20 protein-coding genes are annotated in these 23,684 nt (G+C 41.7%); 13 read left to right on the top strand and 7 right to left on the bottom strand.

Annotation, left to right across the window (positions count from 1 at the left end):
• Window positions 1-11: 11 nt before the first annotated feature.
• Window positions 12-479, top strand: coding sequence for an NUDIX hydrolase (locus tag OD355_RS08465; RefSeq protein ID WP_263038031.1), 468 nt, complete (start codon window positions 12-14; stop codon window positions 477-479).
• A gap of 60 nt (window positions 480-539) precedes the next feature.
• Entirely contained in the window at window positions 540-2,171 is a 1,632-nt protein-coding gene (locus OD355_RS08460) for an AMP-binding protein (protein WP_263038030.1), read from the top strand.
• 1,286 nt (window positions 2,172-3,457) lie between these two features.
• Here the strand turns inward: OD355_RS08460 and OD355_RS08455 are convergent.
• On the bottom strand, window positions 3,458-4,417 hold the full coding sequence (locus OD355_RS08455; RefSeq protein ID WP_263038029.1) for a Fic family protein: 960 nt from the start codon (window positions 4,415-4,417) through the stop codon (window positions 3,458-3,460).
• A gap of 113 nt (window positions 4,418-4,530) precedes the next feature.
• Here OD355_RS08455 and OD355_RS08450 point away from each other — a divergent pair, with 113 nt between their 5' ends.
• From OD355_RS08450 to OD355_RS08405, 10 genes are all read left to right on the top strand, one after another.
• Window positions 4,531-6,828 (top strand): GH92 family glycosyl hydrolase, encoded by a 2,298-nt coding sequence (locus OD355_RS08450; protein WP_263038028.1) that lies wholly within the window; start codon window positions 4,531-4,533, stop codon window positions 6,826-6,828.
• 81 nt (window positions 6,829-6,909) lie between these two features.
• The gene (locus OD355_RS08445) at window positions 6,910-8,172 is read left to right on the top strand and encodes a replication-associated recombination protein A (RefSeq protein ID WP_263038027.1); all 1,263 of its coding nucleotides are present in this window, start codon (window positions 6,910-6,912) and stop codon (window positions 8,170-8,172) included.
• A gap of 163 nt (window positions 8,173-8,335) precedes the next feature.
• Entirely contained in the window at window positions 8,336-8,809 is a 474-nt protein-coding gene (locus OD355_RS08440; protein WP_263038026.1) for a cytochrome c, read from the top strand.
• Window positions 8,810-8,840: 31 nt separating this feature from the next.
• The gene (gene nosZ / locus OD355_RS08435; protein ID WP_263038025.1) at window positions 8,841-10,874 is read left to right on the top strand and encodes a Sec-dependent nitrous-oxide reductase; all 2,034 of its coding nucleotides are present in this window, start codon (window positions 8,841-8,843) and stop codon (window positions 10,872-10,874) included.
• Window positions 10,875-11,241: 367 nt separating this feature from the next.
• Entirely contained in the window at window positions 11,242-11,823 is a 582-nt protein-coding gene (locus OD355_RS08430) for a fasciclin domain-containing protein (protein ID WP_263038024.1), read from the top strand.
• An 8-nt stretch (window positions 11,824-11,831) separates the two neighbouring features.
• Complete coding sequence (locus tag OD355_RS08425) at window positions 11,832-12,416, top strand: hypothetical protein (RefSeq protein WP_263038023.1); 585 nt, start codon at window positions 11,832-11,834, stop codon at window positions 12,414-12,416.
• Complete coding sequence (locus OD355_RS08420) at window positions 12,371-12,829, top strand: nitrous oxide reductase accessory protein NosL (RefSeq protein WP_263038022.1); 459 nt, start codon at window positions 12,371-12,373, stop codon at window positions 12,827-12,829. The genes OD355_RS08425 and OD355_RS08420 overlap by 46 nt, the downstream gene beginning before the upstream one ends.
• Window positions 12,826-14,064, top strand: coding sequence for a nitrous oxide reductase family maturation protein NosD (nosD, locus tag OD355_RS08415; RefSeq protein ID WP_263038021.1), 1,239 nt, complete (start codon window positions 12,826-12,828; stop codon window positions 14,062-14,064). Before OD355_RS08420 ends, nosD begins: the two co-directional genes overlap by 4 nt.
• The gene (locus OD355_RS08410; RefSeq protein ID WP_263038020.1) at window positions 14,061-14,783 is read left to right on the top strand and encodes an ABC transporter ATP-binding protein; all 723 of its coding nucleotides are present in this window, start codon (window positions 14,061-14,063) and stop codon (window positions 14,781-14,783) included. Before nosD ends, OD355_RS08410 begins: the two co-directional genes overlap by 4 nt.
• Window positions 14,767-15,534, top strand: a complete 768-nt coding sequence (locus OD355_RS08405; RefSeq protein ID WP_263038019.1) for an ABC transporter permease — start codon at window positions 14,767-14,769, stop codon at window positions 15,532-15,534. The genes OD355_RS08410 and OD355_RS08405 overlap by 17 nt, the downstream gene beginning before the upstream one ends.
• Before the next feature lies 1 nt (window position 15,535).
• On the opposite strand, the gene OD355_RS08400 is transcribed toward OD355_RS08405, so the two are convergent.
• The 5 genes from OD355_RS08400 to OD355_RS08380 form a co-directional block, all read right to left on the bottom strand.
• Entirely contained in the window at window positions 15,536-16,192 is a 657-nt protein-coding gene (locus tag OD355_RS08400) for a Crp/Fnr family transcriptional regulator (RefSeq protein WP_263038018.1), read from the bottom strand.
• 39 nt (window positions 16,193-16,231) lie between these two features.
• The gene (gene hisB, locus OD355_RS08395) at window positions 16,232-16,750 is read right to left on the bottom strand and encodes an imidazoleglycerol-phosphate dehydratase HisB (protein ID WP_263038064.1); all 519 of its coding nucleotides are present in this window, start codon (window positions 16,748-16,750) and stop codon (window positions 16,232-16,234) included.
• A gap of 47 nt (window positions 16,751-16,797) precedes the next feature.
• A complete protein-coding gene (gene hisB / locus OD355_RS08390; protein WP_263038017.1) occupies window positions 16,798-17,370 on the bottom strand; it encodes a histidinol-phosphatase in 573 nt (190 codons plus the stop codon).
• A gap of 279 nt (window positions 17,371-17,649) precedes the next feature.
• Window positions 17,650-18,333, bottom strand: a complete 684-nt coding sequence (locus OD355_RS08385; RefSeq protein ID WP_263038016.1) for a hypothetical protein — start codon at window positions 18,331-18,333, stop codon at window positions 17,650-17,652.
• A gap of 408 nt (window positions 18,334-18,741) precedes the next feature.
• Window positions 18,742-20,499, bottom strand: coding sequence for a M1 family metallopeptidase (locus tag OD355_RS08380; protein WP_263038015.1), 1,758 nt, complete (start codon window positions 20,497-20,499; stop codon window positions 18,742-18,744).
• Window positions 20,500-20,672: 173 nt separating this feature from the next.
• Between OD355_RS08380 and OD355_RS08375 the strand changes: the two genes are divergently transcribed.
• Entirely contained in the window at window positions 20,673-22,307 is a 1,635-nt protein-coding gene (locus OD355_RS08375; RefSeq protein WP_263038014.1) for an ABC transporter substrate-binding protein, read from the top strand.
• On the opposite strand, the gene OD355_RS08370 is transcribed toward OD355_RS08375, so the two are convergent.
• A complete protein-coding gene (locus OD355_RS08370) occupies window positions 22,292-23,521 on the bottom strand; it encodes a hypothetical protein (protein WP_263038013.1) in 1,230 nt (409 codons plus the stop codon). The two genes, OD355_RS08375 and OD355_RS08370, sit on opposite strands and share 16 nt — an antisense overlap.
• Window positions 23,522-23,684: the final 163 nt, after the last annotated feature.

Raw genomic sequence — 23,684 nt, 5'->3', positions numbered from 1 at the left:
ACCGCTTATCCATGTCATTCCCATTCAATATAAGAGTTTACGGCATTCTCATAGACCACGATCGTGTATTGCTCAGCGATGAAATGATCAACGGAAAAGAATACACCAAATTTCCCGGCGGCGGGCTGGAATTTGGTGAAGGCACGCGCGACTGCCTGAAAAGAGAGTTCCTGGAAGAGATGAACCTCAGCGTGGAAATCGGCAGCCATTTTTATACAACCGATTATTTTCAGCCATCCGTATTTGGCAACAGGGAGCAGATTATTTCCATTTATTATTATGTGGTAGCTCCGCCCTGCCTCACTGCCATAGCAACAAGCAACGTCCCCCTATTCCGCGTTGACCGAAACAACATTCACCTCAACACAGAATCTTACAGGTTTATGCCAGTGGAGCAGTTTTCAGAGCAATCGGTAACCCTGCCGATAGATAAGGTTGCAGCCAGGTTATTGAAAGAAACATTTATGTTAGCCAAATAATTCCGCTGTTGCAACAATTGAAATAATTTTCTTTATTTTTGAATTTAAACCCTAAACCATATGGTTAAAGAAAACTTTATAAAATATATAGAAACCGCGATTTGTGATAACTGGACGCAACCCGCATTGACAGACTACCGTGGAGAATCTTTCACTTATGCCGAAGTTGGTATTATTATTTTACGCATGCATGAAATGTTCCGTAAAATGGGCATTAAACAGGGCGACAAGATCGCGCTAATCGGTAAGAATTCAGCCCGTTGGGCAATAATCTATTTTTCAGCAGTCAGCTACGGCGCAACCATAGTGCCCATACTTCCCGATTTTAAGGCTGATGACCTGCAGCAACTGGTAAACCATTCAGACGCTGTAATACTATATATTGAAGACAACATCTTCTCAAAGTTCGAAGAGCACAATGTAATGCAAAACCTCAAATGCATATTCTCTGTCTCCAGCTTTGCCACGCTGCACACCAATCATCATGAATACGATGATATTTATGCGCAGTGCAACATCCAAGATGTATCCAAAGGCCACTTTGACCTGCCGGATATACCTAACGAAAATCTTGCAGTGATCAGCTATACTTCGGGCACTACCGGCTCTGTAAAAGGTGTAATGCTGCTCAACAACAGCCTTGCTTCCAACGTAAAATTTGCCAGGGAAAACATGCCGCTGGAGGCAGGCGACAAGATTGTATCACTACTGCCATTTGCACATGCTTTTGGCTGTGCCTTTGAATTGCTGTTTCCTTTTTCCCTCGGCTGCCACATAACCATTCTCACCAAAAGCCCTTCGCCGCAAGTGGCCATGCAGGCATTTGGCGAAGTGAAGCCTGCATTGATACTCACCGTTCCGCTGGTAATTGAAAAGATTTACAAAAGCAGGATCATACCGGCGCTGGTACAGACGAAAGTGCGCATCATGACCAAAATTCCGTTATTGAGAGGTCTGGTTTACCGCAAAATAAACAAATCGCTTTCAGATGCTTTCGGAGGGAATTTTAAAGCCATTGTTATAGGAGGTGCGCCGCTGAGCCGAGAAGTGGAAGTATTTTTTAAGAAAATAAAATTCCGTTACTCGGTTGGCTATGGCATGACGGAATGCGGCCCGTTGATAAGCTACACAGACTGGCGGGATTTTAAATTAGGTTCTTCAGGGAAAGTGGTTGACAACCTGGAAGTAAAAATCGTTTCGGAAGATCCCGAAAAAGTGCCTGGCGAGATCATGGTAAAAGGCGAGCATGTAATGGTTGGCTACTATAAAAACCCGGAGCTTACACAGGAAATAATTGAAGAAGACGGCTGGATGCACACCGGCGACCTGGGAACCATGGATCCCGACCAGACGGTTTACATCAAAGGGCGAAGCAAGACTATGCTGTTAGGCGCCAGTGGCCAGAATATCTATCCCGACGAAATTGAAGCTATCTTAAACAACATGCATGCCGTGGCCGAAAGCGTGATCATAAAACGGAATAATAAACTGGTGGCGCTTATTTTCCCGGATGCAGAGGTAGTTAACCGCGAAAAGATTTCAGAAGAAGACCTCAATAAAATCTTTAAGAAAAATATACAGGCGCTCAACCACAAAGTGCCATCTTTTGCCCAGGTATCTTCCTTCCAGATACAGAAAGAAGAGTTTATCAAAACGCCCAAACGCAGTATTAAAAGGTATCTCTATCAATAGAATAATATTGCTGGATCGGGTTAATGCAATTAACCACTATGTTCACGAAGAAGGCACAGCGTTCACAAAGAAATCTTCTTGCCTTAATGTATCCGTGGCAATAGTGCACCTTGTGCAACCTTTGTGGCCCTTGTGTTTGAAATTATTTTTATTACCACAACGGCAACTAAGCTTCACGAAGAAAAAAGCTGGAAGGCTTCTCGCAGAGCGCGCGAAGACTTGCGCAAAGTATGCAGAGATAGTATATTGCTTACTTTCCGATCTTTGCGTGAATAACTTTGCGGGCTTTGCGGGAAATAGATATTTTTGCAAACCACAATCCTGCTAAGTATCACAAACAAATCTTCTTGCTTTCGTATCTCCGTGTCAAATAATGCACCTTGTGTAACCTTTGTGGCCCTTGTGTTTGAAATTATTTTTATCACCACAACGGCAACTAAGCTTCACGAAGAAAAAAGCTGAAAGGCTTCTCGCAGAGCGCGTGAAGACTTGCGCAAAGTACGCAGAGATAGTATATTGCTTACTTTCCGATCTTTGCGTGAATAACTTTGCGGGCTTTGCGGGAAATAGATATTTTTGTTAACCACAATCCTGCTAAGTATCACAAACAAATCTTCGTGTATTCGTATCTCCGTGGCAAATAGGAGCCCTTATGTTTCAGATTATTTTTATTACCACAACGGCAACTAAGCTTCACGAAGAAAAAAGCTGGAAGGCTTCTCGCAGAGCGCGCGAAGACTTGCGCAGAGTACGCAGAGATAGTATATTGCTTACTTTCCGGTCTTTGCCTGGACAACTTTGCGGGCTTTGCGGGAAATAGATATTTTTGCAAACCACAATCCTGCTAAGTATCACAAACAAATCTTCTTGCTTTCGTATCTCCGTGGCAAATAGTGCACCTTGTGCAACCTTTGTGGCCCCTGTGTTTCAGATTATTTTTATGACCACAACGGCAACTAAGCTTCACGAAGAAAAAAGCTGGAAGGCTTCTCGCAGAGCGCGCGAAGACTTGCGCAAAGTATGCAGAGATAGTATATTGCTTACTTTCCGATCTTTGCGTGAATAACTTTGCGGGCTTTGCGGGAAATAGATATTTTTGCAAACCACAATCCTGCTAAGTATCACAAACAAATCTTCGTGTATTCGTATCTCCGTGTCAAATAGTGCACCTTGTGCAACCTTTGTGGCCCTTGTGTTTGAGATTATTTTTAGCCAAAGCAGACAAAAAGAAAATCATTGTGGTAATTCTGTACAAAGCGCAGATTATCATAACATTAAATCAAGGCTTACACCTTCCTTTTTCTTTCTCTTTTTTCCATATAATTTATTACGGCTTCTTTTGTTGTAAGCCAGTTCCTGCCTTCTTTAAACGCATCAATCTTACCCTGCCTTGCCAGAAGGCTTATGTATTCTTGTCCGTAAGGCACATCACGCTCGTTTACAATATCTGTTATAGGTTGATATTGATCGTAAGTATTGGCAAAGTTGCCCAGGTAAATATCCAGGCTGCGCTCGGCTGCCTGCAACACCAATAACAGAAGTTTGCTGTAATCTCCGTTGTTTGCTTTATTCAGTGCATCGTAATATTTCTTACGGTCATTTTTTAAGATCACCGCCGGCGGGTAGCCTTCCTTCATTAATAGCAGGTTCATCAGAAGCCTTGCTGTACGCCCGTTTCCGTCAAAAAAAGGATGTATCCACACAAAACGATGATGGAATATTGCAGTTTTGACCAGCAGATGCAACCCGGAATTTTCATTTACCCATTCTATCAGCTCATCCATATAGCTGTCTACCTTTGCAGCATTGGGCGATACAAAATTAGCTCCGGTGATCCTTACACCCATATTGCGGTACATGCCTGCAAAGTCCTTTTCGATCTTTTGCAAGATCAGTGCATGTAGCGACAGAACATCTGTAGCATCCAGCACATATTTTGCATGAGCCAGCTCCTCAATAAAAGCAATGGCTTCCTGGTGGTTCACTGCTTCAAAATGCTCTCGCAGGGATTTTCCTTTTACGGTTATACCCTCTTCTATTACCATCTGTGTTTCGCGCAATGTAAGCGTGTTGCCTTCAATAGCATTGGAATTGTATGTCCATTCTATGGCCAGGCTTTCTTTTATCTTATTCACAGCAACAGCAGGCAACGGGCGAAGTTTATCTAATTGATTTTTCTTTCCGTCGATGCGCTGCAACGTTTTGTCCAGATCGCTGTTTTCATATGTATAATTCTTCCACGTCATCATCACAAAGATAATTATTTTTTCTTATTATCGGATAGTATAAATTTTAAATTATCCGATAGTAAACAATTTTGGAAAATTTTCATACTTTTAATACTTCTAATAAAATAATTATGAAGAAGATATTTTTCATTGCTATCTGCTTACCATATACATTCACAATGGCACAACAAAAAAACAACAGCCTGATTAAATACATCAACCCGCTGATAGGGACCGAACGCATGGGGCATACATATCCCGGCCCGACCGTTCCCTTTGGCAGTGTGCAGCTAAGCCCTGAAACAGATACAGTGCCTATGCAGGTAAACGGCGAATACAACAAAAGAGTTTATGAATATTGTGCAGGCTATAAATATGAAGACAAGACAATTGTAGGTTTTGCGCACACTCATTTCAACGGCACAGGACACGCTGACCTCGGAGATTTTTTAGTAATGCCCACAGCAGGTAAGCTGCAGCTTAATCCCGGAACTGCTGACAACCCGTGCAGTGGTTACCGCTCTGCATTTTCTCATAGCAATGAAGTTGCAGAAGCAAACTACTACAAAGTAAAATTAGATGACCACAATATTACAGCAGAGCTCACCACTACTGAACGTGTGGGCGTGCATCAGTATACTTTTCCAAAATCTGAGGAGGCACACATCATACTGGATATGATGTATAATATTTACAATTACGATGGCAAGAATGTCTGGACATACATTCGTGTAGAAAACGACCACACCATTACCGGTTATCGCCAGACAAACGGCTGGGCAAAAAACAGGAAAGTATTTTTTGCTGCCCGGTTTTCAAAACCGTTTAAAAATTACGGATATAAAAGTTATGCCCGCAATGAAACCTACACAGGGTTCTGGCGCAGGTTTGATATCTACAACAACTTCCCTGAAATGGCCGGCCATGAGATTCGTGCTTTTTTTGATTTTGATACAGAAAGCAATGAAAAAATAGTAGTAAAATTTGCCTTATCGCCAGTGAGCACAGAAGGCGCTATGAGAAACCTGGAAAAAGAAGCCCCCGGCTGGAATTTTAACAAAATAAAAAATGAAGGTCAGCGAAAATGGCAGAAAGAACTGGAAAAGATTACTGTAGAGATGTTGAGTGAAGAGGACAAAATAAATTTCTACACCGCCGTATACCATGCATTTATCAATCCCACAATTTACCAGGATGTAGATGGAAAGTACATGGGCCTTGATCAGAACATACATGAAGCAAAAGATTTTAATAATTATACCACCTTCTCTTTATGGGATACATACAGAGCGCTGCATCCTTTGCTCACTATACTACAGCCGTCCAGGGCAAATGACATGATCAAGTCCATGCTGGCGCACTATGATCAGAGTGTACATAAAATGCTGCCTGTATGGTCGCACTATGCCAATGAAAACTGGTGTATGACCGGCTATCATTCTGTATCGGTATTGTCAGATGCTGTAGTAAAAGGTATGAATACATTTGATGCAAAACGTGCATTGGAAGCTTGTGTGGCCACAGCCAATAACCGTTATTACGATAACATAGCCAATTATAAAAAATATGGCTACATACCTGATGAGAACAGCGGCACGTCTGTATCTACCACACTTGAATATGCTTACGACGATTGGTGTATAGCGCAAATGGCTAAAAAAATAGGCAATACGAAAGTGTACAATGAATTTATCAAGCGTTCTGAAAGCTATAAAAACGTATTTGATACGTCTATCGGTTTTATGCGCCCTAAATCGGCAAATGGCCGGTTCAGGCAGCAGTTCGATCCGTTGCAAACACATGGAGAAGGCTTTATTGAAGGCAACTCCTGGAATTTTTCATTTTTCGTACCTCATGCGCCGTCAGAGTTGATTAAGCTTATGGGCGGCAACAACAAGTTCGTAGAAAAGCTTGATCAGCTCTTCACCATGCATCTCGATGATAAATATTTTGCAAACACCGAGGATATTTCCAGGGAAGGGTTAATTGGCAATTACAATCATGGTAATGAGCCTGCGCACCATGTAGCATATCTCTATAACTTTACAAACCAACCTTGGAAGACACAGGAAAAAGTGCGAATGATCATTAAGTCGCAATACAATAACGGTCCGGATGGCCTTGGAGGTAATGACGATTGCGGGCAAATGAGCGCCTGGTATTTGTTTTCAGCGTTTGGCTTCTACCCTGTTGCTCCGGGAAGTGATCAGTATGCTTTGGGAAGCCCGCTGATAAAATCTGCCCACATAAAATTAGAACATGGAAAAAGTTTAAAGATCATTGCACACAACCAGTCAGAACAAAACGTGTATGTTGCCAAAGTGTTGCTGAACGGCAAAAAGCTTCAGACCCCGTTTATTAAACATGCGGATTTAGCCAACGGAGGCAGACTTGAATATTTTATGCAGGAGAAACCCGGCAAAAATTAAATCAGCCGGCCCAACGGCTATTTCACAATCTATTTTTCCTCATAATTGCTTACTTTTAACTGAATTAAACATAGAAGATCTATGGCTGTACCACTGGCAGAACGCATGCGCCCGCATACACTGGAAGAACTTGTAGGACAAAAGCATCTTACAGGAGATGGCAGCATTCTGCGTACAGCAATTGAAAATGGCAAAATCCCGTCTATGATCCTGTGGGGACCGCCCGGCGTGGGCAAAACCACCATTGCCAATATTATAGCCAATACTTTGGAGCTACCGTTTTACCAGCTAAGCGCTATCAGCAGTGGCGTAAAAGATGTGCGCGAGGTAATTGAAACCGCGAAAAAACAAACTTCTGCCATATTATTCATAGATGAGATTCACCGGTTCAATAAAAGCCAGCAAGATGCATTATTGGGTGCAGTTGAAAAAGGCGTCATCACACTGATCGGGGCTACTACTGAAAACCCGTCCTTTGAAGTAAATTCAGCATTGCTGAGCCGCAGCCAGGTATTCGTATTAAAAGCGCTGGAAAAGAACGACCTGCTTGAATTGCTCCACAGGGTAATGAAGGAAGATGCGCTCATTTCCCAAAAGAAAATCAACATTAAAGAAGATGAAGCGCTTATTAATCTTTCAGGTGGCGACGCCCGGAAACTGCTGAACCTCTTTGAACTGGTTATAAACTCTTTTGCTGCAGATAAAGCAATAACCATTACCAATAAGATCGTGATGCAGGTAGCACAGAAGAAGATCGCTTTGTACGATAAAAGCGGCGAACAGCATTACGACATTATTTCAGCATTTATCAAAAGCATGCGTGGCTCAGATCCGAATGCAGCGGTATATTATCTTGCCCGTATGATTGAAGGCGGTGAAGATGTAAAATTCATTGCACGGCGCATGGTGATCTTTGCCAGTGAAGATATCGGCAACGCCAATCCCAATGCTTTACTGTTGGCAAACGCTGCATTTGATGCCGTCAATAAAATCGGCCACCCCGAAGCCCGCATTATACTCTCTCAATGCGCTGTGTACCTGGCAACTTCCGTTAAAAGCAACGCCAGCTATGAAGCCATCAACATGGCTTTGGCATTTGTACAAAAGACGGGCGACCTGCCAGTTCCCCTCCACATCCGTAACGCTCCTACCAAATTAATGAAAGATATGGGCTACCATAAAGGCTATAAATATGCCCATAGTTTTGAAAATAACTTTGTAAACCTGGAATTCCTGCCTGAATCTATAGCGGGAACTAAATTTTACGAACCGGGAAATAATGCTAGGGAAGACGAAGCCCGTAAACATCTTCGTAAGCTCTGGAAAGAAAAATATGGCTATTAAATAGCGCTGTCTGGTTACTAATTAAAAAACATGATAAAAATCATATTGAAATAAAGGATAAATTCGTCTTTTATGATTCAACGCATAAAGTTTTGCTTTCATAATCTCTAATTTTGGTCAACATTAACTTAATTCAGATCAAAAACTAACTTAAAAAAGAATTATGAAAAAAATCCCTGTTATTTTATCAATTTTAGTGGCCGCCTATGCATGTGGCGGTGATAATACAGAACAAAAAGCCGGGACCGACGAAGCTGCTACAAGCATGGTAAATTCCGGTTCATCAGATTACGACACTGCAAAAGGTGCAGGTAAATTTAAAGATTTTACTCCTCCGGCAAACCTGGATGCGGCGCTCGCAACGAGTGGTGAACAGGTATACACTATGAAATGTGCAAGCTGCCATAAGCTTACCGATGAAAAGCTGGTTGGCCCGGGATGGAAAGGAGTTACGCAACGCCGGCAAGGTGCATGGATATTGAATTTCATTACCAACACAGACGAAATGCTGAATATAGACCCGGAAGCGCAGGCGCAACTGGAAGTATGCCTGGTAAGAATGCCTAACCAAAACCTCACAGATGAAGAAGCAAAAGGAGTCTATGAGTTTATGCGTAAAAATGACGGTGTAAAATAGATTACTTTATCTTAATAATAATCAAAGTTTTATGAAACATCTTAAAACTATCTTGTTTTCAGGGTTAGCTCTGTGCGCCCTTACCTCGATCGAAAGCTGTAAGCCTAAAAACGCGGGAAATGCTGTTTCAGCAGATGCCGCATCCAGAACATATGTACCACCAGGCAAGTATGACGAATTGTACAACTTCGTATCGGGAGGATTCAGCGGGCAAATGTCTGTGTACGGCATACCAAGCGGAAGGCTTTTGAAAGTAGTACCCATATTTTCCGTAGACCCGGAAAAAGGCTGGGGCTACAGTGAAGAAACAAAACCTATGCTCGAAACCTCTTATGGCTTCGTTCCCTGGGACGACCAGCACCACCTGGAACTGTCTCAAACCAACGGCGAAATTGACGGACGCTGGATCTTTGCCAACGCCAACAATACACCGCGCATTGCCCGTGTAGACCTCAGGACATTTAAAACTACCGAGATCATTGAATTGCCCAACAGCGCTGGTAACCACTCCTCTCCTTTCATTACTGAAAATACAGAGTATGTTGTTGCAGGCACCAGGTTTAGCGTGCCTCCGGATAACGCAAATGGTGATGTACCTATCAACACCTACAAGCAAAATTTTAAAGGCTACATAAGCTTTGTAAGTGTAAACAAAGACAACGGCAACATGGATATTGCCTTCCAACTGGAAACGCCCGGCTTCAACTGGGATCTGAGCCACGCGGGTAAAGCAAAATCCCACGGCTGGTTCTTCTTCTCGTGCTACAATTCAGAGCAGGCCAATACATTGCTGGAAGTAAATGCTTCACAGAAAGATAAGGACTTTATCATGGCCGTAAACTGGAAGAAAGCTGAAGAGTACCTGAAAGCCGGGAAAGGCAAAAAAGTACCTGTAAAATACAGGCACAACAAATTTGATGAAAAAACACATACAGCTAAGTCTGAACTGAAAACAGAAGTTACTGTATTAAGTACTGAAGACCTGAAAGATATATGCTACCTTATTCCATGCCCCAAATCTCCTCACGGATGTGATGTAGACCCTACAGGAGAATATATTGTGGGCAGCGGTAAACTGGCTACGGTAATCCCTGTATTCAGTTTTGATAAACTGATGAAAGCCATTAATGAAAAAAATTATGATGGCGATTTCGAGGGCATTCCTATCGTAAAATATGAAGCAGCTTTACATGGCGAAGTACAAAAACCCGGCTTAGGACCTTTGCACACGGAGTTTGACGGTAATGGCCGCGCCATCACTTCTTTCTTTGTATCATCAGAGCTGGTAAGATGGAACCTGAAAGACCTTTCCATAGTGGACCGTGTGCCTACTTACTATTCCGTTGGCCACCTCATGGTTCCCGGGGGCGACTCACGTAAGCCTTATGGTAAATATGTAATTGCTTACAACAAAATCACCAAAGACCGCTTCCTGCCAACAGGGCCTGAACTTACACAAAGTGCACAGCTATACGATATCAGCGGAGATAAAATGCAGCTATTGCTCGATTTCCCTACCATCGGTGAACCACACTATGCACAGGCCGCACCTGCTGAACTGATCATGAAAAACTCGTTGAAATTTTACAACATCAACGAAAACATGCATCCTTACGTAACCAAGGGAGAACCTAATGCCAAGGTTGTGAGAGAGGGCAAGACGGTACATGTATACATGACATGCATACGCTCTCACTTTGCACCCGACAATATCGAAGGCATACGTGTAGGCGATGAAGTATTGTTCCATGTAACCAACCTTGAACAGGACTGGGATGTACCGCATGGCTTTGCCGTAAAAGGCGCGCTTAACGGTGAAATACTGATCATGCCGGGTGAAACCATCACTTATAAATGGACAGCAGACCGCGTGGGCATAGTACCATTCTATTGTACAGACTTCTGTAGTGCACTGCACCAGGAAATGCAGGGCTACTTAAGAGTGTCTCCTCCGGGAAGCAATGTACCGCTGACTTACAGCGTAGGCACAAATCAGCCGCAAGCACCTGCCGCAGGCAACTCCAACGCTGCCAAAGCAGGCAATAAAGATACAGTTAAGAAATAGGTCATGATAAAGCAGTACCGGTGTAATGCCCGGTATTGCTATTTTTTTATTCTCTCAAAAACATTCATATAAATAGCCATAAGCAAAGTTGCATACCAACCGTGAATGAATAAAGGCTATTCCGTGTGACCATAAAGAAAAATAAAAAATACACACATAAAATAACCATAAGATCAGGCATCTATACTAACCGAAATGAGTATTGAATCTAAAAGGATGGTTATTCATGTGGCAATTGACAAACAAATAAATAAAACACACATGAAATAACCATAAAGATTAAGAATCTATACCAACCGGGAATGATAATAAAGAATGAAGGTTTTGGTTATTCCGTGTGGCAAACAGAAAAATTAAATATTAACACATGAAACATTTAAGCTATTGTATTACAGCCTTTTCATTTTGTTTGTTTATAATTTCAGGCTGCAATAATTCACCGGAAGACACAAACAACAATTCAGCATTGCCGTCTTCTGCCACCCAATCAGAAGCGGGGGGCCAGGAAAATGTAAAGGATGATGTGTCGCAAAAAGACGTGGTAAAAATCGCTTCTGAAAACAAAGATTTCAGCACCTTGTCTGCAGCGGTAAAGCAGGCAGGGCTGGTGACTACCCTTTCCAATGCCGGGCCTTTCACTATTTTTGCACCCAACAATGCCGCCTTTGATAAGCTTCCTAAAGGCACTGTTGACGGCCTGATGAAAGAAGATAAAAAAGCTACATTGAGAGACATACTGGAATATCATGCCTATGTTGGTGTAATGAACAGGAACCTGCTGCAGAACGGCCAGACGCTGAATATGGTTAACGGGAAGAATATTACCGTAAATATACAGGATTCTGTAATCACCCTCAACAACAATGCAAAGATCATAGCAACAGTGCCTGCGTCTAATGGCGTGATACATGTGATTGACAATGTACTGCTGCCTCCGGAAAATAAATAAACTGAATAATGAAAAACTTAAGCACCCCTGTTAAAATCTTACTGGTATTAGGCGCCTGTTTCATGATAGCAACACTGTTTGTACCTATGTGGTTTATAGATTTAGATGCCCCTCAATACCCGGAGGGATTGAGAATGCTGATCTATCCCAATAAAATAGGCGGAGATTATGAAATTATCAATGGATTGAATCACTACATTGGTATGCGCGAGATACACCAGGAAGACTTTATAGAATTTAAAGTGCTTCCTTACCTGCTCATTTTTATTGCTGTACTCTACCTTCTGGTTGCCTTTTTCGGCAGGAAAAAACATGTTGTGTGGTTACTTATATTCTTCATCATCTTCGGAGTGGTATCTATGTACGATTTCTGGAGATGGGAATACGACTATGGGCACAACCTGGATCCACACGCTGCCATACAGGTTCCCGGCATGGCATACCAGCCGCCATTGATCGGGTACAAACAATTGCTAAACTTTAATGCATTCTCCTTTCCGCATATTGGTGGCTGGTTGATAGTTGCGGCGGGGCTTATTTTAATATTATGTTTATTTTTACTAAGAAAAAGAAAAGTTACTTCCACTGTTTAGTCGTTGCGATTAGCCTGTTTTTACTACAAAGCTGTTCGGTAAGCACTGAGCCGCAACAGATACCATCCGGTACGCCCTGCGCTTTTTGTAAAATGCCGATAGCAGAAATGAACTACGCTTCCCAGCTCATTAACAGCAAAGGTAAAATGTATGCCTTTGACGACCTGCATTGTACTACAGCTTTTATAAAATCGGGGATCGTAAAAAAGCAGGACATTGGAGAAGTTTATGTTGCAGATTTTATTACGGAAGAAATGCTTAATGTAAAAAATGCGTTTTTTCTTAGAAGCGCAGAACTTAGAACTCCCATGAACGGAGCTATAGCTGCATTTAAAAATATGGAAACTTTACAAACCCAAATGGGCAAATATCCTGGAGATGTAGTAACTTGGGAAGAGATTATAAATAGATGAGAATATTAATTGCAGCATTATGGATTGTTATTTCCTTAAATGTTGTTACTGCCAAAACTATCCGTGTAGGGAAAACACAAACCGTACAAACAATCACCGAAGCAACTGCCTTGGCAGATGATGGCGATACCATTCTGGTGTCCCCCGGCCTCTACAAGGAAAAAAGTATTTACCTGCACAAGCGGGTGTATCTTATAGGCATTGACCACCCGGTGATAGACGGTGAAAATAAAACAGAGATCATCACAGTTACTGCAGACGGCACTGTGGTTGAAGGGTTCAGGCTCATCAACTCAGGCACATCATCTATTGAAGACTATGCAGCTATATTATTATCTACGGTAAAGAATGTAACCGTGAGGAACAATATCCTTGAAAATAATTTTTTTGGGATATTTCTCAAAGCCAGCACCAACTGCCGCGTTGAAAAGAATACAATATCTTCAAATGCCAGAAGTGAAAGCTCCAGCGGCAATGGCATTCATTGCTGGAAGAGCGACAGCCTTGTGATCCTGGACAATAAGATAGACCGCCACAGAGACGGTATTTATTTTGAGTTCGTTACCAACTCAATTATTGCGCGTAACATTTCTACCAACAACATACGTTACGGGTTACATTTTATGTTTTCCCACCAGGATGATTACATCCAGAACTATTTTAAAGGCAACGGCGCCGGTGTGGCCGTGATGTATTCCAGGCAGGTGAACATGATTTACAACTTTTTCCTGGAAAGCTGGGGCGACGCGGCTTACGGCTTATATCTCAAAGAAATTTCAGATGGAAGAATTGAACACAATTACTTTGAAAAAAATACAACAGCGGTAGTAGCAGAAGGGTCAAGCAGGCTGAAGATACAACACAGCAGCTTCAAAAACAATGGTTGGGCATTCAGGATACAATCCAGCTGTATGGACCTGGATATACTGGAAAATAATTTTACCGGCAACTCTTTTGATGTGGCTACAAACGGTACGCTGATGTTGAACCGTTTTAGCAACAATTATTGGGATAAGTATGAAGGCTACGATTTGGACAGGGATGGTACGGGTGATGTCCCGTACAGGCCGGTAAGTATGTTCAGTATGATCGTGGAACGAAACCCGACCGTGATGATGCTTTTCAGGAGTTTTATTACCACACTGATGGATAAGACCGAGAAAGTAATACCGGGGCTGACTCCTGAAAACTTAAAAGACGATGAACCACGCATGAAACCTTTGCAACTCTTATGATTGAAATAAAAAATATACATAAAAATTTCGGCAAGCTTACTGCACTGAATAATGTTTCGCTGTCAATGGATAAAGGTCAGAGCATAGCGCTCATAGGGCCCAACGGAAGCGGAAAAACTACATTAATAAAATGTATTCTCGGCATGGTGCTGCCCGATAAAGGAGCTATTTTTTTTGATGAAAAAAATATAGCAAACGATTATTTATATCGCCGCAACATAGGCTACATGCCGCAGATAGGCCGCTATCCTGAAAACATGACTATCGGACAGGTAATAAAAATGATGAGGGATGTAAGGGACGAAGCGAAAGACTTTGATGAAGAACTGATAGAGAAATACAATTTAAAAAGCCTTTATCACAAACGCATGCGCACGCTTTCGGGCGGCACACGCCAGAAGGTAAGCGCCTGTATTGCTTTTCTTTTTAACCCCGACGTACTGATACTGGATGAGCCAACCGCAGGCCTGGATCCCATCTCCTCTGAAATACTGAAAGAAAAGATCATCAAAGAAAAAAACAATAACAAGCTTATCATCATTTCCTCGCATATTTTGAGTGAACTTGACGATGTGGTTTCTCACTTGCTCTACATGAATGAAGGCGAACTTATGATTTACCAGCCGGTAGAACAATTGCGCGAGCAGTCTGGGGAAGAAAAGTTGGCCAAAGCAATTACCAAAATATTTACAACTACTGCTGATGCGAAAAATAATTAAATACGTTCTTACTGATATCATACGAAACAAAATAATTATTGCTTACACCGTACTTTTGCTGGCAATATCCTTCGGTATCCTCAGCCTGGAAAGCAGCAGTACCAAAGCTATGCTCAGCCTGCTGAATATAGTACTGATCATTGTGCCGCTGGTGAGCATTATTTTCTCTACAATATATGTCTACAACAGTTCAGAGTTTATGGAACTGTTGCTGGGGCAGCCTTTGAAGCGAAAAACCATCTGGTTGGGCACCTTTGTCGGGTTGGCTGCTTCACTTGCCCTGGCTTTTTTAATCGGCATTGGCATACCTGTCTTGTTGTTCAACTTTAATGCTGTGGGCATGATGCTGTTGGCTACCGGTTTTTTCCTTTCAGTAATATTTGTATCAATTGCCATGCTGGCTACGGTTTACACCAGAGACAAAGCAAAAGGCATAGGCATTTCCATCATGTTGTGGCTGTATTTCTCCCTCCTGTTCGACAGCCTGGTGCTGATGCTGCTGTTCCAGTTTGAAGATTATCCGCTGGAAAACGTAATGATCGTGCTGTCTGCACTAAACCCGATTGACCTTAGCCGCATTTTGATATTGTTGAAAATGGATGTTTCTGCGCTGATGGGTTATACAGGGGCTATATTCAAAAACTTTTTCGGCACACAATGGGGAATGCTGGTATCATTTTCCATATTGCTGTTGTGGATAATTGTGCCGTTGATTTTTTCTCTTAGAAAATTCAGAAGGAAAGACCTGTAAGCTATTCCGGCTTCGTACAGCGCCCTAAGGGCAATTCCGTATCTGTGTATACTTTACCTTTAATGATTTTTACTTCGCCTGATTCTTCCATTTTTTTCAGTGCGCGGATCACGGTTTCTACACGCAACCCTGTCATGCAAGCGATCTGCTGGCGTGTAAGTTTCAGTTTACTGCAGTTTCTGCAAATAACGCCTTCAACCTCTCTATTCATGCACACTTCATGGTCTTTCAGGTAGTTGATGAGTGATGATATCCTATGCTTGGGGTCAGTGGTAGAAATTTCTTTGAGCCTGGAAACTTCAAACCGGATCTTCTTTACAAAATGAGCAGTAAAGTATGTGTTGATCTCAGGTTTATCTGTTAATAATTTGCGGAATTTATCGCGGCTTAACTGCAGCACTTCGCAGCCCTGCCCCGCAACAGCTGTCATGGGATAGGGAGCATCATCAAACAAGGGTAATTCTCCAAAACAATTTTCAGGAAAAACTATTTCATGCAAAAACTCTTTACCCTCGTCAGTTTCATTGATAATGTGCACTGTGCCATGCATCAACTGGTTGAAAAACATGCATCGTGAACCCTCTTTATAAATATATTCTCCCTGTTTATAGCTTTTTACAGAGGCGCCGGCATCAAGTAGTAAGTCTTTATTCAGCATAAAAGGTAGATTGCATTACATCAAATATAAGCAATTTATTTACAAAACGCCTTTGGTACTTGGCAACACATCACTCATGGGGTCTCTTTTTACTGCCATCTTAATAGCTTTTGCAAAGGCTTTAAAGATGGCTTCAATCTTATGGTGCTCGTTGTCGCCTTTGCATTCAATATTTAAATTGCAGCGTGCTGCATCGCTGAACGATTTAAAAAAATGGAAAAACATTTCCGTAGGCATATCCCCTACCTTTTCGCGCTTAAACTCTGCATTCCATACAATCCAGTTCCTGCCGCCAAAGTCAATGAGCACCTTGGCCTCAGCGTCATCCATGGGCAAAGCAAAGCCGTACCGCTCTATGCCGCGTTTATCGCCTAAAGCAGCTACAAATGCTTCTCCCAAAGCAATGCCCGTATCTTCGATGGTGTGATGTTCATCTACATGCAGGTCGCCATTTGTTTCAATCCTGAGATCGAGACTGCCATGGCGGGCAATTTGCTCCAACATATGATCAAAGAACCCCAAACCGGTATGGATATGGGCATTGCCTTTACCATTCAGGGTAAGTTCAACATGTATCCGGGTTTCTTTGGTGTTGCGGTTATGAACTACTGTTTTTTTTTTGATGAAAGAAATTCATAGATCTCCTTCCAGCAGGTAGTATCAAGCGCTATCCAATCTCTGAGCTCTTTTGCAGTATCTGATAATTCATGTGCGCCGAGATTATCGCCGTTGTTGATCCAGATGCCTTTACAGCCGAGGTTTTTAGCAAGCATTACATCAGTGATCCTGTCGCCGATAACGAATGAATTTTCCATGTCTATTTCAGGATTGTTCATGTAATGCAAAAGCAGCCCGGGATTGGGCTTGCGGGTATATTCATTATCTTTTTGCCAGGTGCGGTCAAACAATACTTCTTCAAATTCAACACCTTCGTTTTTGAAAGTTTTTATGATAAAATCATTTACCTCATTGAATGGCCCTTCAGGAAAATCTTCGGTGCCCAGCCCGTCCTGGTTGCTGATCACCACCAATGCATAATCTAATTCAGCAGCAATCTTAGCCATGTACTGCAAAGCGCCGGGATAAAAAGTAAGCCTGTCGAAAGCATTGATTTTACCGTCCGGTACTTCGTAGATCAATGTGCCGTCCCTATCAATGAATAATACCTGTTTAGCCATAGTAGTTTAAATTATTTTGTGGACAAATATATTTAAAAATATGGATTGCGGAACAGCTTAGGCATGAACTTTAGTTTTGAGCCGCGTTTGCACCCTGTTTGCATGATCTAAGCAACCGGAGAAAGCGCGATGGTAAAGTACAAACAGTATGTAAAGCAGCGTACACTAAAATGTGCGGCAACAAAAAGGTCACTTCAGAATACCCGCGGGCTGTAATCAGCAATTATTCGGTGAGATAATCCGATAGCAACACTGCGAATAAACAATCAGGGTTTTGGCTTATATCTGCCACTCATTGTGTACAACGGCAATAAGGTAGTAATGCCCTTCTCTTTCATTAAAAATCAGGCGAAGATTTTTCCAGTCGAATTCACTCTCCCCTGCTTTGGGCTTTTTGTAGTAATCAACGAATGTCTTGCCCGGAAACTTTTGCAGGCTGTTGTCTACGCCATTCGATTTTCTAAAAAGAGATTTATTGGCTTCCACGCTGGTAAGCATCAGGAAATCAGCATCATAAACGTATTCATCAATGTATTCCTTAAACGAGAGATTAATAGGTTCACCACTGCCATCAGCATAGCCCCAGATACGCCTGGTGTTTGACTTACCGAATTTAACAACATCATCTTTGGTAAAATGATTTTGCCTGGAATTTTCAATAAAGGAGTAAGGCGCAAAAACAACACCCAAAACCGGATCTACATAGGAAGCCAGTTTATCAAAGTTCTTCTGCTCCAAAGTTTCTAAAACAGCATTAGAAAAACTGATGATCGAGTTCTCCCTGTTGACCGTTAACTGCCCCGAATCTTTCAATAGGGTATCTGTGTTAACAGCGCTCATAGTATCTTTCAGCAAAGCATCCGTGTCTATGGTATCTTTTTCGGCTTGTGCGTCTTCACGGTTCCGGCAGGAAGAAAAAGTAATCATTACAATCCCCACACAAATAATTATAACACGTTTCATGTGTGTATATTTAATTTTTTCTGTTTGCCACATGGAATAACCAGCTTTATAGATTTATACTCATTCCCGGTTGGTATAGATTCCTAATCTTTATGGTTATTTCATGTGTGTATTTATTTATTTTTTCTTTATGGTCGCATGGAATAGCCTTTATTCATTCGCGGATAGCATGCAACTTTGCTTATGGCTATTTCATGTACTTTTGAGTTCGCCGCTTTGCGGCTGTTTTTTTTTAATTGTCACATGGAATAGCATTTATTCATCCGCGGTTGGCATGCAACTTTGCTTATGGCTATTTCATTCTATACATTTCACAACAAAAGTAAATGAATTTAGCAAGTTTTCTTTCCTGCTAAATTTATATAACAATCTTATAATATTATTTAACAAATCTCTGCCTTGTTTATATCAATCCTCAACTTGTTTTGCAGTCAAATAGTAACGCTTTTCTATACTATCGTTTTCAAAAAAATTCTTTTCCGCTGCTCCTTTAAGCCTGTAAGTTTGCCATGTAGTAAGCGGTTTCAGGCTAATGGACTGCGAATCGTTTGCTAATACCAGCGGCATATCAAAATCTTTCACGCAATTGCCATACCTGTAAAAGACTTCCTTTTTATCAGGAGAAAAATAATATTCAAATACCGGGATCTGGGTAGTCGTAAGGTATTGCTCAAAAGTCTTGTCGAAGTTGATGCCGGTAAATTTATTGATGTACTGCTGCACCTGCCGGTTGCTTACTGCTTTATGATAAAAATCTTTGTTTAGTGACCGCAATAATTCCCTGAAACGAGCGTCATTATTTATCCCCAGCCTTATATTGTTCACCATGTTTGCGCCTTTATAATACATATCTCCACTACCCGCTCTATTCATACCATACTGCCCTATGATTGGTTTATCGTTCAGAATGTTTCCCCTGATGCCGTAAACATATTCGGCAGCAGCGGCCGCACCAAAATGGTCCTCTACGAACAACACCTCGCTGTAGTTGGTAAAGCTTTCATGTATCCACATGTCTGCAATATCCGAAGCAGTAATGCTGTTGCCAAACCACTCATGGCCGCTTTCATGTACAATAATAAAATCAAACTTCAACCCGGAGCTTGAATTGGATATGTCATTTCCTCTGTAGCCATTAAGATAATTGTTTCCATAGGCAATAGCACTCTGATGTTCCATGCCGAGGTGCGGTGATTCTATAAGCTGGTAGCCATCTTCATAAAAAGGATATGGACCAAACCATTTTTCGAAAGATGCCAGGGTTCTCATTACATCAGGAAGCGCGTGCGACCGCATTCTGGCCACGTTATAATCCAATGACCATAAAGTCACATCCAGGTTGCCTTTCTCACCTCTGTACACATGTTTCTGTGCAATGTATTTTCCTATGGAAGGAATAATGTTGTACGAATTAATAGGATTTTTCACCTCCCATTTATAGCTTGCCAGATTATTGTTCAACGTTTTTTTCTCAACCAGCCTGCCGTTGGCAACTGCCGAAAGCGTATCAGGTACAATCATTGTTAGCGAAGCGCCTTCATCGGGCTTATCACTTTGGTGATCTTTGCATGGAAACCAGGCAGATGCTCCTAAACCCTGGCAGGCAACAGAGATCCAGGGCCTGCCGAGGCTGTCTTTTTCCCAGATAAACCCACCCTGCCACGGCGGCCGCACCGCTTCTTTGGGTTTGCCACCGAAATACACGGTTAGTTTATATTTCTTGTTTTTGATCTGTTTGGGCATTATTACATAGAAAAGGTTTTCATCGCGTTTGGCTACATTGAGTTTGATAAAACCGTTTAAAATAATGCTGTCAATAAGCATGGGTTTCTGCAGGTCTATCTGCATAAAAGTTATTCCATCGTCCAATACTTTGTAAATAATATCTGTTTTTCCTTTGATGGATTTATTATTATAATCCGGCTGAAACGTAATATCGTAGCGCATTACATCCCACCATGCCCGCTCTCTTGTAATGCTTCCGCGCAAAGAATCTGCACGTGAATCCGCATAAGCAGTATTTGTAAATTGTGCTTCCGAAGAAATTACAAATGCAGTAAAAATATAGAATAAGAATATTTTCCTACTTAAATCTTTCAATATTTTAAATGTTTCGATATACATTTCCGGCAATAGCCTTCGTGATGAGAAAAATTTATCAGCCATCGTTTAATGTGTATTTTTATTTATTTTAATATCTCCCTGAGATTTTTCCGGGAGTAGTTCAGGATAATCATGCATGGTTTATGTAAAGCATCCTTACAACTATTCATTACCTGTCATCCTAAATAAAATTTCAAAAACATTTTTTAAATGTACATTTTTTTAGATATTTGAGTATGTGCCGCACCCAAAATATAACGTATCTTTTTACATCTCTGGTATTCCTGCTTTCGATTGTAAGTTGTAAAAACCAGTCAACCGATGACAGCCAGGTGTTTTATTACAATGAATCCAGCGGCGTACAAACGCTGGATCCTGCATTTGCCAGGAGCCAGTCTGTAATGTGGACGGTACACCAGCTCTATAATACCCTTGTAGAAATAGATTCAAATTTAAACATTGTGCCGGGTATTGCCAAACGCTGGAACATAAGCCCCGACAGGCTTGTATACACTTTTTACCTGCGAGACAGTATTTATTTTCATGACAACGATGCCTTCCCGAATGGCAGGGGCAGAAAACTTACTGCATCAGATGTTGCCTACAGCCTCAACAGGATCATTGACCCGGCCACAGCAAGCCCGGGAGCATGGATATTCAATGAAAGAATAAATAAAGACGGGTTCAGGGCTGTTAACGATACTATTTTTGAACTCCATTTGTCCAGGCCTTTCCATCCCATCCTTGGTATCCTGAGTATGCCATATTGTTCTATAGTTCCGAAAGAAGCAGTAGAAAAATACGGCAAGGACTTTCGCAAACATCCCTGCGGAACGGGCCCGTTTATGCTCAGGTACTGGGACGAAGGCCAGGCCATGGTTTTAGAGAAAAACACGAATTACTGGGAGTACGATTCCTCAGGCAAAAGGTTGCCCTACCTGAAAGCGGTTTCCATCAGCTACAACACCAATAAAGCCACAGAATTTTTATTATTAAGACAAAATAAGCTCAGCTTCATCAATGATGTGGATGCTGCGTTTAAAGATGAAGTAATCTCCAAAAAAGGAGAACTGCGCGATGAATGGAAAGATAAATTTGTGCTGAAGAAAGGGCCTTTTATGAACGTGGAATACTACGGCATACTGGTAGATGAAAGCAACCCGCTGGTAAAAAATTCGCCGTTAAAAATAAAAAAAATACGGCAGGCAATCAATTATGGTATAGACAGGAATAAATTTATGCTCTACCTGAGAAACTCGCTGGGAATGGCTGCCGAAGCGGGTTTTGTGCCAAGAGGCCTGCCCTCTGAAAATACAGAATTTGTAAAAGGATACAACTATGATCCTGCAAAAGCGCTGCAATTACTGAAAGAGGCAGGTTTTCCGAAAGGGAAGAATCTGCCGGTGATAAAACTGATATCCGTACCCATGTACGCAGATATCGGCTCTTTTGTAGCAAGGGAACTGGAAAACATCGGCATAAAATTACAACTGGAAGTATTACAGAAAAGCGTGCTCATGGAACAGACAGCTAAATCCCAGGCGGCTTTCTTCCGCGGCAGTTGGATTGCAGATTACCCCGATGCGGAAAATTACCTGGCTGTTTTCTACAGCAAAAACCCTGCACCCCCCAACTATACAAGATACAATAACGCTGCTTATGACCGGCTTTACGAAGAGGCCATCCGGGAAACCAATGACAGCCTGCGTTACAATCTTTACAGGAAAATGGATCAGATGATTATGAATGATGCGCCGATTGTACCGCTGTTTTATGACGAAGTGATACGGCTGATACAACCAAAGGTTAAAAACTTTTATTCCGACCCGATGAACATGCTGGAGCTTAGGCGTGTTTACATGGAAGAATGATGACTGTTCCTGGTAAACTGCGAAATAAATAAAAGCAGCAGGCTTACAAACATGCCGACTGTAATGTAAAACAATGCTTCATTGGCATAAGGCACCGATCTGAATGAGATGCCTGCAGCTCCCTGCACCATCAATACAAATTCATTTAAAATAATGCCAACCACAAATGCACTTGCAGACATTATAGAAAGTTTGGTGATGCGTATCATTTTCTCACTGAAGAAATAGGCGATAAAAAATATAGTGAACACGCCAAGCAATATCAGGTGCAGGTAAGCTATTACTATAGAGCGGAAGCCAAAGGCCAGCTTACTCAGCAAAGGAACCACAGAACCCAGTTGCAGCAATATCTTTAGCGTGAAAGCTACAATAACAAGCACGAATAAATTGCGCGCCAGCCGGCTGATCTTTTGTGCAAAATTATTTTTTAACGCGATGATCTGCTTGGCAAATAAGAACCAGCCTATAGTCTGTGCTAAGGTGGCCAATACTACAAGCACATACAACCATAGCGGCAGTTTTGCCCATAATGTAGAAAGGAAATAGCAGGGAATGCTGCTGAGGAAAAACAACCAGAAGATGCGCCTGTCTTCCCTCCAGGCAAGCAGCTTGTTTTGCAGCCACTCGCTGATAATGCCAAAGGCTGCAAACAAAAACCAGCCATTGTACTGAAAGTGCAGGTAAAAATAAATAGCGCCCAGGTAATGATCCTGGTTGATGCTTTTGGTCACCATCATTTTTACCAGGTAAAAAGTACCGGCTGTAGACAGCACCCCTAAAAATACAGCGGCTTTATACCATTTCGATGCAGGATACTCAACGTTTATTTTTTTGAGATCCATCAGCAGAAAAACGCTGAAAAGATAGAATACAAAAATGGATAATGTTGAGAATGTAATGGAAAAAAATGCGTAGCCCTGTATGGAAAAAGTAACCAGCATGCCATAGGCGCTGATCAGATTTATCACCATGATATAATCATATTTCCTGAGCAATTTCCGAGGGAGGTATTTACCCAGGTTGGCTGCAATAAGCATAAACAGTACATGAGACACCCAGCCTACAAAAGCAAAGTGAGAATGTGCATGCAATAAGTATTTTTGCTCTATGCCGGGCATAGGAAATACAATCTTATAACGCATCAGCAAGCCTATCAGCGAAACCAGGAATATATTCAACAAAGCAAGCTTTACCCATTTATTAGTAATGATCATCAGCAGATGTTTAGAGTTTACGAAAATACAATGCAGAGGCAATGATGAATGACAATAACTGTCATAACAATGTTTTATTTACAACTTATCTGTAAATAATTTTCATACATGCCGCCGGAACATTTTGGCTGCTCAAAAAAACGTCTGCAAAATTAAATTTATT

Origin of the sequence: Haoranjiania flava (genome assembly GCF_025631005.1) — a bacterium.
GTDB classification, from domain to species: domain Bacteria; phylum Bacteroidota; class Bacteroidia; order Chitinophagales; family Chitinophagaceae; genus Haoranjiania; species Haoranjiania flava.
This window is presented reverse-complemented; position numbering and strand designations above follow the sequence as displayed.

What these genes read in the sequence shown, in the direction of transcription:
- OD355_RS08465 (WP_263038031.1), top strand. Translation starts at nt 12, where the DNA reads ATGTCATTCCCATTCAATATAAGAGTTTACGGCATTCTCATAGACCAC.
- OD355_RS08460 (WP_263038030.1), top strand. Translation starts at nt 540, where the DNA reads ATGGTTAAAGAAAACTTTATAAAATATATAGAAACCGCGATTTGTGAT.
- OD355_RS08455 (WP_263038029.1), bottom strand. Translation starts at nt 4,417, where the DNA reads ATGACGTGGAAGAATTATACATATGAAAACAGCGATCTGGACAAAACG.
- OD355_RS08450 (WP_263038028.1), top strand. Translation starts at nt 4,531, where the DNA reads ATGAAGAAGATATTTTTCATTGCTATCTGCTTACCATATACATTCACA.
- OD355_RS08445 (WP_263038027.1), top strand. Translation starts at nt 6,910, where the DNA reads ATGGCTGTACCACTGGCAGAACGCATGCGCCCGCATACACTGGAAGAA.
- OD355_RS08440 (WP_263038026.1), top strand. Translation starts at nt 8,336, where the DNA reads ATGAAAAAAATCCCTGTTATTTTATCAATTTTAGTGGCCGCCTATGCA.
- nosZ (WP_263038025.1), top strand. Translation starts at nt 8,841, where the DNA reads ATGAAACATCTTAAAACTATCTTGTTTTCAGGGTTAGCTCTGTGCGCC.
- OD355_RS08430 (WP_263038024.1), top strand. Translation starts at nt 11,242, where the DNA reads ATGAAACATTTAAGCTATTGTATTACAGCCTTTTCATTTTGTTTGTTT.
- OD355_RS08425 (WP_263038023.1), top strand. Translation starts at nt 11,832, where the DNA reads ATGAAAAACTTAAGCACCCCTGTTAAAATCTTACTGGTATTAGGCGCC.
- OD355_RS08420 (WP_263038022.1), top strand. Translation starts at nt 12,371, where the DNA reads ATGTTTATTTTTACTAAGAAAAAGAAAAGTTACTTCCACTGTTTAGTC.
- nosD (WP_263038021.1), top strand. Translation starts at nt 12,826, where the DNA reads ATGAGAATATTAATTGCAGCATTATGGATTGTTATTTCCTTAAATGTT.
- OD355_RS08410 (WP_263038020.1), top strand. Translation starts at nt 14,061, where the DNA reads ATGATTGAAATAAAAAATATACATAAAAATTTCGGCAAGCTTACTGCA.
- OD355_RS08405 (WP_263038019.1), top strand. Translation starts at nt 14,767, where the DNA reads ATGCGAAAAATAATTAAATACGTTCTTACTGATATCATACGAAACAAA.
- OD355_RS08400 (WP_263038018.1), bottom strand. Translation starts at nt 16,192, where the DNA reads ATGCTGAATAAAGACTTACTACTTGATGCCGGCGCCTCTGTAAAAAGC.
- hisB (WP_263038017.1), bottom strand. Translation starts at nt 17,370, where the DNA reads ATGGCTAAACAGGTATTATTCATTGATAGGGACGGCACATTGATCTAC.
- OD355_RS08385 (WP_263038016.1), bottom strand. Translation starts at nt 18,333, where the DNA reads ATGAAACGTGTTATAATTATTTGTGTGGGGATTGTAATGATTACTTTT.
- OD355_RS08380 (WP_263038015.1), bottom strand. Translation starts at nt 20,499, where the DNA reads ATGGCTGATAAATTTTTCTCATCACGAAGGCTATTGCCGGAAATGTAT.
- OD355_RS08375 (WP_263038014.1), top strand. Translation starts at nt 20,673, where the DNA reads ATGTGCCGCACCCAAAATATAACGTATCTTTTTACATCTCTGGTATTC.
- OD355_RS08370 (WP_263038013.1), bottom strand. Translation starts at nt 23,521, where the DNA reads ATGATCATTACTAATAAATGGGTAAAGCTTGCTTTGTTGAATATATTC.